The organism is Amycolatopsis sp. NBC_00348 (assembly GCF_036114655.1).
GTDB lineage: Bacteria > Actinomycetota > Actinomycetes > Mycobacteriales > Pseudonocardiaceae > Amycolatopsis.
This window is the reverse complement of record NZ_CP107994.1, coordinates 8263159-8276457: the sequence shown is the minus strand read 5'-3', so window position 1 is coordinate 8276457 and position 13299 is coordinate 8263159. Positions and strand designations below refer to the sequence as shown.

At 71.8% G+C, this 13299-nt stretch carries 10 protein-coding genes; 7 read left to right on the top strand and 3 right to left on the bottom strand.

Annotated elements, in window-relative coordinates; genetic code table 11:
• Nucleotides 1–36: 36 nt before the first annotated feature.
• From OHS58_RS36750 to OHS58_RS36730, 5 genes are all read left to right on the top strand, one after another.
• Nucleotides 37–495, top strand: a complete 459-nt coding sequence (locus tag OHS58_RS36750) for a MarR family winged helix-turn-helix transcriptional regulator (RefSeq protein WP_326945364.1) — start codon at nt 37–39, stop codon at nt 493–495.
• On the top strand, nt 485–1702 hold the full coding sequence (locus tag OHS58_RS36745) for an MFS transporter (protein ID WP_326956496.1): 1218 nt from the start codon (nt 485–487) through the stop codon (nt 1700–1702). The genes OHS58_RS36750 and OHS58_RS36745 overlap by 11 nt, the downstream gene beginning before the upstream one ends.
• A gap of 93 nt (nt 1703–1795) precedes the next feature.
• Nucleotides 1796–3841, top strand: coding sequence for a PhoX family protein (locus OHS58_RS36740; protein ID WP_328645489.1), 2046 nt, complete (start codon nt 1796–1798; stop codon nt 3839–3841).
• An 87-nt stretch (nt 3842–3928) separates the two neighbouring features.
• A complete protein-coding gene (locus OHS58_RS36735) occupies nt 3929–5539 on the top strand; it encodes a DUF7850 domain-containing protein (protein WP_328645488.1) in 1611 nt (536 codons plus the stop codon).
• The gene (locus OHS58_RS36730) at nt 5536–6213 is read left to right on the top strand and encodes an SDR family oxidoreductase (RefSeq protein ID WP_326956499.1); all 678 of its coding nucleotides are present in this window, start codon (nt 5536–5538) and stop codon (nt 6211–6213) included. Before OHS58_RS36735 ends, OHS58_RS36730 begins: the two co-directional genes overlap by 4 nt.
• 173 nt (nt 6214–6386) lie before the next feature.
• Here the strand turns inward: OHS58_RS36730 and OHS58_RS36725 are convergent, their stop codons facing one another.
• From OHS58_RS36725 to OHS58_RS36715, 3 genes are read right to left on the bottom strand one after another with little or no spacing between them, the layout of a single operon-like run.
• A complete protein-coding gene (locus OHS58_RS36725) occupies nt 6387–7694 on the bottom strand; it encodes an amidohydrolase family protein (RefSeq protein ID WP_328645487.1) in 1308 nt (435 codons plus the stop codon).
• A 23-nt stretch (nt 7695–7717) separates the two neighbouring features.
• Nucleotides 7718–8371 carry a response regulator transcription factor gene (locus tag OHS58_RS36720; RefSeq protein ID WP_326945358.1) on the bottom strand — a complete coding sequence of 218 codons (654 nt, stop codon included), beginning with the start codon at nt 8369–8371 and terminating at the stop codon, nt 7718–7720.
• Nucleotides 8368–10167, bottom strand: coding sequence for a sensor histidine kinase (locus tag OHS58_RS36715; RefSeq protein WP_326945357.1), 1800 nt, complete (start codon nt 10165–10167; stop codon nt 8368–8370). The genes OHS58_RS36720 and OHS58_RS36715 overlap by 4 nt, the downstream gene beginning before the upstream one ends.
• A gap of 172 nt (nt 10168–10339) precedes the next feature.
• On the opposite strand from OHS58_RS36715, the gene OHS58_RS36710 reads away from it, so the two are divergent.
• Together OHS58_RS36710 and OHS58_RS36705 are read left to right on the top strand one after the other, a co-directional pair.
• Nucleotides 10340–11041, top strand: coding sequence for an ABC transporter ATP-binding protein (locus tag OHS58_RS36710; protein ID WP_326945356.1), 702 nt, complete (start codon nt 10340–10342; stop codon nt 11039–11041).
• A complete protein-coding gene (locus tag OHS58_RS36705) occupies nt 11038–13287 on the top strand; it encodes an FtsX-like permease family protein (protein WP_328645486.1) in 2250 nt (749 codons plus the stop codon). The genes OHS58_RS36710 and OHS58_RS36705 overlap by 4 nt, the downstream gene beginning before the upstream one ends.
• Nucleotides 13288–13299: the final 12 nt, after the last annotated feature.

Below are 13299 nucleotides of genomic sequence, written 5' to 3'. Positions count from 1 at the left end.
TTAGCCACCCTTACTAATATTTGTTAGCATGGCTAAGTGACTTCCCCGATCGCCGATCTCGCCCACCGGCTGCGGCCGCTGGTCTTCCGGCTGTACCACCAGGTGCGCCGCCAGACCCCGCAGCTGACGCTGACCCTCACCCAGGGGTCGGTGCTGAGCGAGCTGGTCAACGGCGGGCCGCGGCGGATGAGCGCGCTGGCCGAGTTCGAAAAGGTGAAGCTGCCGTCGATGACCGACGTCGTCAGCCGTCTCGAACGGCTCGGGCTCGCCACCCGCGCGCCGGACCCCGCCGACCGGCGGGCGGTGCTCGTGGACGTCACCGACGAGGGTCGTCGCTTCTACGCCGAGATGGTCACCGCCCGCGAAGAGTTCCTTCGCGAACGCTTGATCGCGATGGACGACGCCGACCGCGCCGCGATCGAAGCCGCCCTGCCGGCTCTCGCCAAGCTACTCATCGACACGAAGAAAGAAGCACTGATCAGTGATGAGCGCTGAACACCACTCGAGCCTGCTGGACGCGGTCAAGGGCCAGCCCAAGCAGGTGTGGATCACCGCGTTCGCCGCGGTCATCGCCTTCATGGGAATCGGTCTCGTCGACCCGATCCTGCTGTCCATCGCCAAGGGCCTGGACGCGACGCCGTCGCAGGTCACCCTGCTCTTCTCGTCCTACCTCGGCGTCCAGGTCATCGCGATGCTGGTCACCGGCGCGGCGAGCGCGAAGTTCGGACCGAAGCGCACGGTGCTCGTCGGGCTGACGCTGATCGTCGCGGCCACCGCGCTGTGCGCGGCCGCCGGTTCGATCGAGCAGCTCGTCGGGCTGCGCGCGGTCTGGGGTCTCGGCAACGCGTTCTTCATCGCGACGGCGTTGTCGGTGATCGTCGGCGCCGCGACCGGCGGCCAGTCCGGCGCGATCCTGCTCTACGAAGCCGCGCTGGGTGTCGGCCTGTCGGTCGGCCCGCTGCTGGGCGCCCTGCTCGGCAGCATCTCCTGGCGCGGCCCGTTCGTCGGCACGTCGATCCTGATGGCCGGCGCGCTCGTGCTGTGCGCGATGTTCCTGAAGGGCGACAAGCACGAGAAGCGTGATCCGATCAAGCTGCTCGACCCGCTTCGCGCGTTGAAGCACACCGGCCTGCTGCGCACTTCGGTCGCTTCGGCGCTGTACACCGCCGCGTTCTTCACGGTGCTGGCCTGGTCGCCGTTCGTCCTCGGCTGGAGCGCCATCGCCGTCGGCCTGATCTTCTGCGGCTGGGGCCTGTGCGTCGCCGTCGCGGGTGTCGCGCTCGCGCCGCGACTGGCCGCCAAGCTCGGTGAACGCCACGCCGCCGCGGCCGCCGTCTTCGGGTACGCCGTGCTGATGCTCGTGCTGGCCGTGCCGAGCAAGCCGGTGCTGGTCGTCGGGATCATCGTCTCGGGGCTCGTGTCGGGGCTGCTGAACACGCTGTTCACCGGCACCGCGATGTCCATCAGCGACGCGCCGCGCCCGGTCGCCAGCGCGGGGTACAACTTCTGCCGCTGGCTCGGCGGTGCTGTCGCGGCGACGCTGGTCGGGCACGTGGCCGAGTGGTTCGGTTCGCCGCAGGCGCCGTTCGTGGCCGCCGCCGTGCTGTGCGTCGTCGCCGGTGGCCTGCTCTCGCTGCGGGAGAAGAAGGCGGACGCGCACGCCGTGCCGCAGGAAGCCGCGCTCGTCGGCGAAGAGTTCTGAGAGGGCCAGTCAGGCGTTCACTCGAATGTCTGTATTGACTGGTTTGGGAGACTTACGGTCGGTTCGTTCCCGAACTCCCACCATGGAGGCCTCGTGCCCGACCGTCTGCTCCCGCTCTTCCCCGCCCATCCCGGCGGCCGCTCCCCGGTCACCTGCGAATACCGCTGCGGCAACGCTTGCGCGCACCCCGAGCCGAACGAGTCCGGCAACGCGTACTTCGGTGACGTCGTCAAGGACATCTCCCGCCGCCGGGTCTTCAAGGCGGGCGCCGTGATGGCCGCCGCGGCGGGCGGGTTCGCCGCGCTCTCGGGGACGGCGTCAGCTTCGAAGCCGCGTCCGGCGCCCGGAACCGACTTCGACCCCGTCCCGCCGAACAAGCTCGACGCGGTCGTCGTCCCGGACGGTTACGCGCAGCGCGTCGTCATCCGCTGGGGCGACCCGGTGGTGCCGGGCGCGCCGAAGTTCGACTTCACCAAGCAGACGGCGGCCGCGCAGGCGAAGCAGTTCGGCTACAACAACGACTTCGTCGGCCTCATCCCGCAGGACGCGTTGGGCCTGAACAACTTACTCGTGGTGAACCACGAGTACACCGCCGAGGTGCACCTCTTCCCGGCCGACCAGTACGACCCAGCGAACCCGACCGAGGAGCAGGTGAAGATCGCCTGGGCGGCGCACGGTCTTTCGGTGCTGCAGGCCCGGCGCGACCCGGTCCGCGGCGGCCTCGAGGTCGTGCCGAGCCGGTTCGCCCGCCGGATCACGCTCGACACCGTCTTCGAGGTCCGCGGGCCGGCCGCCGGCTCGCAGTACCTGAAGACGTCGGCCGATCCGAGCGGCCGCAAGGTCCGCGGCACGCAGAACAACTGCTCCGGCGGCGTGACGCCGTGGGGCACCGTGCTTTCCGGCGAGGAGAACATCCACCAGTACTTCGCGAACTCCGAGACGGTCACCGACCCGGTGGTGGCCGCGAGGCTGAAGCGGTACGCCATCGGCACCGGCGCCAGCACCCGCAAGTGGGAGCGCTTCGACAAGCGCTGGGACGTCGCCCAGGAGCCGAACGAGCCGAACCGGTTCGGCTGGGTCGTCGAGATCGACCCGAACGACCCGCACTCGACGCCGGTCAAGCACACCGCGCTGGGCCGCTTCAAGCACGAGGGCTCGAACATCAAGATCACTGCTGACGGCCGGGTCGCCGCGTACTCCGGGGACGACGAACGTTTCGAGTACATCTACAAGTTCGTCTCCAAGGGGAAGTACAAGCCGGGCAAGAGCGCGCACGCGCGGCGGCACAACTCGGCGCTGCTCGACGACGGCACGCTGTACGTCGCGCGCTTCACCGGCGACAGCCCGGCGTCCGAGATCGACGGCACCGGCAAGCTCCCGGCCGACGACGAATTCGACGGCACCGGCGAGTGGCTGCCGCTGGTGAGCGGCAATAGGTCCTTTGTGGACGGATTCACCGCCGAGGAGGTCTACGTCTTCACCCGGCAGGCCGCCGACAAGGTGGCCGCCACGAAGATGGACCGGCCCGAGGACATCGAGCCGAACCCGGTCACCGGCCGGATCTACGCGGCGCTGACCAACAACAGCGACCGCGGCGCGGCGGGCAAGGCGGGTGTCGACGAGGTGAACCCGCGCGTGGCCAACCGGAACGGGCAGGTGCTGGAGTGGGCGGAGGCCCGCGGCGATGCGGCGTCGACGACGTTCTCGTGGCGGCTGCTGCTCGTCTGCGGTGACCCCGCCGCGGCCGACACGTACTACGGCGGCTTCGACAAGAGCCAGGTCAGCCCGATCTCCTGCCCGGACAACGTGGCCTTCGACCGCCACGGCAACCTCTGGGTCTCGACCGACGGCAACGCGCTCGGCGCGAACGACGGCCTGTTCTCGGTGCCGGTGACCGGTCCGGAACGCGGCCACGTCAAGCAGTTCCTGTCGGTGCCGCCCGGCGCCGAGACGTGCGGCCCGAACGTCACCGACCACGTCGTCCTCGTCGCGGTGCAGCACCCGGGTGAGAACGCGCCCAGCTCGGCCACCCCGACGTCGCACTGGCCCGACGGCGGCACCGCGCAGCCGCGGCCGTCACTCGTCTCGGTGTGGAAGAAGGGCCGCTTCGGGCGGCCCGGCCGCATCGGCGAGCGCTGACGCAGCGGGTTCGCGCCGGCCGAGGTTCACCCTGAAGGGGACCGCTCTCGGCCGGTGCGGGCCCGGGCCCCGCGCCATAGTCGGGGGGTGATCTTCTCGGCGCGCGCGATGGCAGTGGCGATGGCGGTCTCGGGCGCGGCGGTGCCCGTGGCCGCGGCTTCCCCCGCGGACCCGCCCCCGGCCTGCGGCGGCGTCGCGGCGAACCCGAGCGTCGAAACGACGGCGGCGAACGGCGCGCCGGACGGCTACGTCTTCACCCCGGCCGCACCGGTGCCACCCGGGACGCCGGCCGCGAAACAGCCGAAGCTGCTGACCGACCAGGCGTACGCCGTCGACGGCCGGCGGTCCGCGGTGATCCAGACGCCGGACGGCAAGGCGAGCACCGCCTACCAGACCGAGAAGTTCGTGCCGGGCGGCGTTTACACGCTCAGCGTGTCGACCGGCGCCGCGCTGCCGAGCGCGAACCCGGCCACCGGCCTGCGGTTCTACGACGCGACCGGCGCCCAGGTGCTGGAGAACAAGCTCGTCGCCGACCACAACACGAGCGACGGGCACCTGGCCGAGCAGGACTTCCCGGCGTCGACCGCGCCGGCCAAGGCGTCGGCGGTGAAGTTCTTCGCCACGACCAGCGCGGAACGGCTCCGCTGGGACTGCGTCGTCGTGCAGCTCGCGGCGTACTCGGTGAAGAAGGAGGTGCAGAACCCGGCGACCGGCGCGTGGGGCCCGTTCGCGACGGTCACGGCGGGCGAGACCGCGCACTACCGCGTCACCGTGACGAACGACGGCACGCAGGACCTGACCGGGATCACCGTCCAGGACCCGTGGTGCGCCACGCCGTTCGCGCCGTTCACGCTCGCCGCGGCCGCGAACAAGCAGCTGACCTGCGACCACCCGAACCTGACGGTGGCCGACACCGGGCACGTCAACACGGCGAAGGTCACCGGCGTCCACTACCCCGGCGGCACGCTGGGCGACAAGACGTCGTCCGCGACGATCACCGTGGTCCCGCCGCCGGCGATCGCCAAGATCGGCGACTTCGCCTGGAACGACCGCAACCGCGACGGGCTGCAGGATCCGGGCGAGCCCGGCGTCGCGGGCGTGAAGGTGACGTTGAAGGACGGAGCGGGCGGCACGGTCGGCACCGCGACGACGGATGCGAACGGCAAGTACGGCTTCGAGAAGCTGAAGGACGGCACCTACCAGGTCTGCTTCGCCGTCCCGGCGGACTTCACGGTGACGCGCGAGGACGCCGGCAACGACGACCAGGACTCCGACGCGGACCCGGACGGCTGCACCGCGCCACGCACCCTGGGCGGCCCGAAGCGCGAGGACTTCTCGGTGGACCTCGGCCTGGCCCCGCCGACGAACCGGATCGGCGACTTCGCCTGGACCGACACCGACGGCAACGGCCTCCAGGACGCGGGCGAGCCGGGGCTGGCCGGGGTGAAGGCGGTGCTGAAGGACGGCACGAGCGTCGTCACCGGCCCGGACGGCGCCTACGCCTTCACCGGCCTCGAAGACGGCACCTACGAGGTGTGCTTCACGGCCGAGGGGCACACGCCGACGAAGAAGGACGCCGGTGACGACACTCGCGACTCGGACGTGGACCCCTCGGGCTGCGCCTCCCGGACACTCGGCCCGGGCAACCGCGACGACCGCACGGTGGACGCCGGGTTCGTCGTTACGGTGGGGGCATGACGGATCTTCCCCTGGCCCTCGTGACCGGCGCCTCGCGCGGAATCGGCGCGGCGGTCGCCCACCAGCTCGCCCCGACGCACCGCCTCCTCCTCGGCGGCCGCGACGAGGACGCGCTGGACGCACTGGCGAAGGAGCTGCCGGGCGCGACCCCGTGGCCGGTGGACCTGACCGACCAGGCCTCCCTCGAACGGGCCGCCGCGGACATCGCGTCCCTGGACGTCCTGATCCACTCGGCCGGAGTGGCCCGCCTGGGCCGGGTCGAAGCCACGCCCGCCGACGCGTGGCGGGAGAACTTCGAGGTCAACACCGTGGCGGTGGTCGAGCTGACCCGCCTCCTGCTCCCGGCCCTGCGAGCGGCCCACGGCCACGTCGTGGTGATCAACTCGGGAGCGGGCCTGAACGCCCGCCCGGGCTGGTCCCCGTACGCGGCGAGCAAGTTCGCCGTCCGCGCCTTCGCCGACGCCCTGCGCGAGGAGGAGCCGGACCTGCGCGTGACGTCGGTCTACCCGGGCCGCACGGACACGGAGATGCAGCAGAAGATCTTCAAGGGCGAAGGCCGCGAGTACGACACGTCGCACCTGCTGAAGGCGGACTCGGTAGCCACAGCGGTGGTCACGGCGGTCTCGGCAACCCCGGACGCCCACGTAACCGAGGTCATCCTCCGCTCCCGCTGACCAGGCGGCCCCCCACCCGCCCCAGGGGGGCTGCCCCGTGTCCAGTCTATCGGTGGCGGCCGACAGACCAGGCGTTTCGCGGCCTCACGGCCCGGGTTGTCCACATCCAGCGGGGGCTGTGGACAACCCCGCGCTAGGCCCGCAACGTGCGTGCGTCGGGACCGCGCCGTGGGTCAGGCCCGCAGCCGGGCCGCGGTTTCGGCTACGCCGGCCTGCACCTTCGAGCGGTCCACCCGCAGCGACTCGCCGTCGGCCACCACCTGCTCGCCCGCTACCCACACGTCCCGGACCCGGCGGGAGCCTGCCGCCCAGACGAGGTTCGACAGCAGCTGGACGTCCGGGACGTCCAAGCCGCACGCGAACGCCGGGTCGTCCAGGTCGATGTGGACCAAGTCGGCCCAGCGGCCCGGCTCCAGTGCGCCGATGTCGTCACGGCCCAGGGCCGCGGCGCCGCCGCGAGTCGCGAGCAGGAACGCGTCCGCCGCCGTCAGTACCGTCGAGTCGCCCGTCGCGAGGCGGGCGAACATCGCCGAGAGCTGCAGTTCTTCCCACAGGTCGATGTCGTCGTTGGACGCCGGGCCGTCGGTGCCGAGGCCGACCGCGACGCCCGCCGCGCGCAGCTCGGCGATCCGCGCGATGCCCGAAGCCAGCTTCGCGTTCGAACCCGGGCAGTGCGCCATGCCCACCCCAGAAGCGGCGAACAGCGCGATGTCCGCGTCCGACAGGTGGATCGCGTGCGCGGCCAGCACCCGGCCGTCCAGCATGCCGAGCTTGGCCAGGAACGCGGGCACCGAGCCGTGCACTTCGCGAACCGCAAGGTCCTCCGCCGCCGCCTCGGCGATGTGGATCTGGATCAGCGCGCCACGTGAAGCAGCCGACTCCGCCGTCGCGCGCAGGCCCTCCTCCGACAGCATGTACGCGGAGTGCGGGCCGTAGCCGAGTTCGACGCGGTCGCCCGGGCCGAAGCGCAGGCCGTCCGCGTCGATCCAGCGCTCGATCGCGGCCAGCTGGGCGCGCCAGTCGAGGCCCGGCAGCTCCATCACCGGCGGCGCGACCAGCACGCGCCCGCCCGTCGTGAGGACGGCGTCGACCAGCTGCTCGCCTTCGAAGTACATCTCGGCGCTGGTCGTGACGCCGTGACGCAGCATCTCGACCGAGCCCAGCAGCATGCCGGTGCGGACGTCTTCGGGCCGCAGCTTCGCCTCGGCGGGCCAGATGATCTCGTTGAGCCACGGCAGCAGCGGCAGGTCGCCGCCCATGCCGCGCAGCAGCGTCATCGGGCTGTGCGCGTGCGTGTTGATCAAGCCGGGCAGCAGGATGCCGGTCAGGGTGGTGACCGGAGCGGCGGACTCGGGGGCGGTGGCCACCGGTCCGCAGTACGAAATTCGCCCATCGGTGTCGACATCGACGACCGCGTCGCGCAGGAGTGAACAGGACGGGTCGGCGGGGAGAACGACAGGAGCGTGGAAACGGCGTTGCATGTCGGGATACTACGCACCCGGAATTACGAGACGACTCCGCTCCGCCACGCCCAAGCCGCGATCTCCACCCGGTTCCGCGCGCCGATCTTGCCCTGCACCGACGCGAGGTGCGTCTTCACCGTCGAGAGCGACAGGTAGAGCTCCGACCCGATCTCGGTGTTCGTCAGCCCGCGCGCGGCCGCCTTCACGACGTCCATCTCGCGCGCGGTCAGTGGCTCGGAAGGCGGCTTGACCTGCGGTTTCGCCGGGCCGCTGCCGTCGAAGTGCTTGAGCAGCCGGACGGTGATCTGCGGCGACACCAGCGCGTCGCCGCGGTCGGCCGCGCGGACCGCCTCGATCAGCAGCGCCGGGCCGGCGTCCTTCAGCAGAAACCCGGACGCGCCGTTGCGCAACGCCGTGTGCACGTACTCGTCGAGGTCGAAGGTGGTGACCACCACTACCTTCAGCGGGTCGGTGACGTCCGGGCCGGCCAGCTGCCGGGTGACTTCGAGGCCGTCGAGGCCGGGCATGCGGATGTCGAGCAGGCAGACGTCCGGGCGCAGTTCGCGGGCCTTCGAGACCGCCGAGACGCCGTCCGCGACGTCGGCGACGACCTCGATGTCGTCGTGGGAGTCCAGGATCATGCGGAACCCCATCCGCACCATCTCCTGGTCGTCGGCGATCAGTACCCGGATCACTCGTCCCCTTCCGCTTCTTCCGTGGCGGCCAGTGGCAGCCAAGCCTCGACGCGCCAGCCGCCGTCCGGGCCGCGCCCGGCCGAGAGCCGGCCCTTCAGCAGCGCGACGCGTTCGCGCATGCCGACCAGACCGTAGCCGCCCGAGCCGCCGGCGGGCCGGTGCGTGCGCTCGCGCCCGTTGTCCGTCACCCGCAGGTGCAGTTCCGTGCCGTTCGCCTCGGCGAGCACGAACGCGTCGGTTGCGTCCGCGGCGTGCTTGCCGACGTTCGTCAGGGACTCCTGCACCAGCCGCAGCGCCGAGCGGCCGACCTCGTGCGGCAGGTCCGGCGGCAGGTCGAGGTGCATCGACGTCGGCACGCCGTGGTTGGCGCCTTCGACCAGCTTCCGCAGGTCGGCGCCGAGATCGGTGGTGGCCTGCTCGCTGAACTCGCTCGACCCGGCGGGCGCGTCACCGCGCATCGAGCGGACCAGCCGCCGCATCGCCGCCAGCGCCTCGACGCCGGCGTTCTCGATCCGGCCCATCGCCTCGACGGCGATCTGCGGGTTCTTCTCGGCCATCATCCGCGCGGCCTGCGCCTGCACCACGATCCCGGTGACGTGGTGGGCGACGACGTCGTGCAGCTCGCGGGCCAGCGCCATCCGCTCGGCGGTCTGCGCCTCGGACACCGCCGACTGGACGACCGTGGTGCGCTCGGAGTCCCGCGACCGCAGCATCAGGCCGACGGCGATCGAGATGCCCAGCATCAGCGCCGCGGCGAAGGCCAGGATCGACAGCGTTTGCGGGTCGGTCTGCAGGTTGCCGGCGGGCTGGTTCGAGTTGACGATCGCCGCGAGCGCGACGACGGCCGACAGCACGGCCACCCGGGCCCACGAGGCGCTCAGCCCCCGGGCGCGGGTCAGGGTGACCACCACGCCCATCCCGGCGATGACCTGCACGAACGGCACTCCGCCGGGCATCGGGTAGGAGCTGCGCAGCTGCAGCAACGGCGTGATGACCGCGGAGAGCAGCAGAACCCCGGCGATGGCGAGGACCGCGTCCGCGGGCCGCCGCGGCGACAGCACCGCGATGACGGCCGCGACGAGCGAGCAGAACAGGATCGGGAAGCCGCGGGCGGTGCTGGAGTACGTGTAGCCGAACTCGAAGATGAGCGCGAACCCGAGCAGTCCGATCAGCGGCCACTGCCCCATCGCCAGCTCGTTGACCCGGCGCAGCTTGCGCGTGCGCGGATCGGCCTTCGGGCCGCGGTCGCGGATCGCGATGGCGGGCACCACCGCGCCGGCGAGCAGCAGCACGCCGAACAGCAGGGCCTGGTAGAGCGATCCGCCGTCCAGGTCGCCGACGCCCCGGTAGCGGCCGAAGACCGCGACCAGGCACCCGACGACCAGGGCGCTGACCACGCAGAACGCCACGCCCGCCCGCGCCCGGCGAGTCACGTAGTAGAGCATCAGCTCCCCCGCCACGATCTCGGTGATCGTCACCTTCGGCAGCACGCTCGAGTACGGCGGGATGTGGAACGCGTGGATGAAGAGGGTGGAGAACACCAGCACGGCGGCACCCGCCGCACCGGCGACGGCGGCCCGCTTCTGGGCCCAGAGGGCACAGGCCACCATCGCGAACATGCCGGGCAGCAGCCCGAAGTCGACGAAGCGCGAGCCGTGTTCGTCGAGTGCGGCCTGTGTTGTGTAGACGAGGTCGAAGAGCAGCGCGGCGAACAGCACGGCCGCGGGCACACCGATGCGCCGCACCAGGGCGGCGGTGCGGGTGTAGAGGGTGTTCGGCGGAGGCGCGGCGGTCACAACGTGACGTTAGAGGATCCGCGGGCGTCCGCACCTTGGCCGAGTGGCCCGCGTTCCCTCGGCCGATCGGCCGATGCGGGCGGGCCCGTGACTGGCCGTCTGCCCGAAGTGGACATCCCTTGCTCTCGGCGAAGCTCAGCGGCATCAAGATCCGACCGACAGGGAGAACCTCGTGGACCCGAACACTCCACAGTGGACCGATGGCCCGGTGTTGTCCGGCCGTGGGCTCGTCAAGCGCTACGGCGCGCAGTACGCCCTGGCCGGCATCGACATCGACATCCAGCCGCGGGACGCCGTCGCCATCGTCGGGCCGTCGGGCTCGGGCAAGACGTCGCTGCTGCACGTGCTGGCCGGCATCCTCCGGGCCGACGACGGGCAGATCTTCCTGGCGGGGCAGCGGATCGACCACCTCGGCGAGAAGAAGCGCAGCGAGCTGCGCCGCACCGAGTTCGGTTTCGTCTTCCAGTCCGGGATGCTCGTCGCCGAGCTGTCGGCCGAGGAGAACGTCGCGCTGCCGTCGCTGCTGGCCGGGCTCGGCCGCAAGGAGGCCATCGAGGCCGGGCGCCAGTGGCTTTCGCGGCTCGGCTTGGCCGGCAAGGAGCGCCGCCGTCCCGGTGAGCTGTCCGGCGGCGAGGCCCAGCGCGTCGCCATCGCCCGCGCGCTCACCCACCGGCCGAAGGTGATCTTCGCCGACGAGCCGACCGGCGCCCTCGACACGCGCACCGGCCGCGACACGATGGACGCCCTGCTCGGCGCCGCCCACGAGACGGGTGCCGCGGTGATCGTCGTGACGCACGACCGCGAACTGGCCGAGTCGATGCCGAAGACCGTCGCCATCCGGGACGGCCTGATCGCCACGAGGCTCGCGGCATGAACTCGCTGCAGATCGCCCTGCGGGTGCTGAAGGTCGACCGGCGGACCCGGACGTCGGCGATCCTCACCGCGGTCGGGGTGGCCGTCGCGACCGGGCTGGTGCTGCTGCTGGCGACGCTGCCGTTCGCCACGGTGCAGCGCGAGGAACGCGCCCTCTGGCAAGGCGACCACTTCTACAGCCGCGGTTCCGACGGCCCGGCGAAGCTGGTGTACTCCGCCTCGAAGGACTACTTCGACGGCAAGCAGATCATCCGCGTCGACGTCGCGCTGGCGCCCGGCGCCACCGCGGCCGGGCTCGAGCTGCCGCCGGGGGTGCCGCAGCTGCCCGGGCCGGGCGAGACCGTCGTGTCGCCCGCGCTCGGCCGGTTGCTGCAGAGCAACTCCGCCGCGCAGCTCGGCGACCGGTTCGGCAAGCCCGTCGGCGCGCTGGGTGACGACAGCCTGCGGTTCCCCGAACAGCTCGTCGCGCTCACCGGGCACACGGCGGACCAGATGCCGGAGGCCTCTTCGCATGTCGCCGGGTTCCCGAAGGGCGAAGCGCGTCCGGACGGCCTGCTGATGCTGCTGTCCTGGGTCGGCATCATCGTGCTGCTGGTGCCGAGCCTGGTGCTGGTCGCGTCGTCGGCGCGGCTGACCGCGGCCCGGCGCGAGCGGCGGCTGGCCGCGCTCCGGCTGGCCGGCGCGACGCCGGGGCAGGTCACGAACATGGTGGCCGCCGAGACGACGTTGTCCGCGGGCATCGGTGCGCTGCTCGGCCTGCTGCTCAGCCCAGCGTTGCGCGGCCTCGCGTCGTTCGTGCCCTGGGCGGGCGGCACCTGGCAGGCGGCCGACTTCGCGCTGCCGGTCGGCCTGACGGTGTTCATCGTCGTGGCGATCCCGGTGCTCGTGGTGCTGGCCGGCGTCCTCGGCCTGCGGCGGGTGCTGAAGAACCCGCTGTTCGCCACCGGCGGGCACACGAAGAAGCCGTTGCGCTGGTGGCGGCTGCTCGCCCTGCCCGCGGCCGGGCTGTTCTTCCTCTACGCGGTGTCGACCTCGGGTGACTCCGGCGGCATCGGGATGGTCATGGTGGGGCTGTTCCTGCTGGTCGGCTCGGCCGCGATCGTCGGGCCGTGGGTGACGTCGGCGGTGGGCGGCACGTTCGTCCGGATCTGGCGGCGGCCGTCGTCGCTGCTCGCCGGCCGTCGCCTGCGTGATGACCCGAAGAGCGCCTACCGCGCGTCCGCCGGGATCGTGCTCGCGGTGTTCGCCGGGTCGATGGCGCTGACGCTGCTGCCGACGTTCGAGTCGATGGCGGGCGGCGGCCGGTCCTTCCAGGACTCCGTGCTCTACGTCGACACCGACGGTCAGCACGCGAGCAAGATCGTCGAGCAGGCCAACGGCTCGCTGCAGAAGTACGGCCAGTCCGAGAAAGCCGTCGCGGTCGGGCAGGTCTACCTGGTCCAGGGCGAGGGCTCGCACCGCACCGGCAACCGGGCGCTGGTGATGAGCTGCGCGGACGCGGTCAAGCTGACCCGCTTCGGGCTCACCGCGGAGAACTGCACGGGCGGTCCGGCCGTCTTCGGCGACTCGGCGCTCGACCTGGCGCAGTACAAGATCGCCGACGACTGGGACGGGACGGCCGTGGCCGTCAAGTCGGGCACGCGGACGGAAGCCGTCCACCTGCCGGACTCCGACCTGGCCGGCACGTCGATCATCGACCCGGCCGCGCTGCCGGACGGCCTGGCGCGGAAGTACGTCACCGTGGTCGCGCCGACCACCGACGCCAACCGCGAGATCGTCCGCACGGCGCTGGCCGCGCCGGCCGCCGGCGAGGAGATCGGCAGCCGCGACCAGTACCTGTTCAACCAGCAGACCGAGCTCGGCGACCTGCGCCGGGTGACCGTGATCGGGCTGCTCGCGGCCGGTGTCCTGGCCGGGTGCAGTGCCGCGGTCGCGACCGCCGGCTCGGTGATGGACCGCCGTCGCACCTTCGGCGCGTTGATGGCCGCCGGCACGCCGGTGCGGGTGCTGTCGAGGGCGTTGCGGATGGAGGCCGCGCTGCCCGCGCTGGTCGCCACCATCGGCGCGGGAATCGTCGGGGTACTCGTCGGTGTTGGGCTCTACAGCATGGTCGATCCACGCGGGATCGTGCTGAGTCCGTGGCTCCTGGCGCCGGTGGTGCTGGGGGTCGGTGTGGCCCTGCTCGGCGCGTCGGTCTGCACGCCCGCCCTCAAGCGGGTCCAGGCCGAGCCGCTGGCCGAGGAATAGGACGTTCGCCCT

Excerpts from the sequence above, each read along its gene's own strand:
- OHS58_RS36745 (WP_326956496.1), top strand. The coding sequence starts at position 485 with ATGAGCGCTGAACACCACTCGAGCCTGCTGGACGCGGTCAAGGGCCAG.
- OHS58_RS36730 (WP_326956499.1), top strand. The coding sequence starts at position 5,536 with ATGACGGATCTTCCCCTGGCCCTCGTGACCGGCGCCTCGCGCGGAATC.
- OHS58_RS36725 (WP_328645487.1), bottom strand. The coding sequence starts at position 7,694 with ATGCAACGCCGTTTCCACGCTCCTGTCGTTCTCCCCGCCGACCCGTCC.
- OHS58_RS36705 (WP_328645486.1), top strand. The coding sequence starts at position 11,038 with ATGAACTCGCTGCAGATCGCCCTGCGGGTGCTGAAGGTCGACCGGCGG.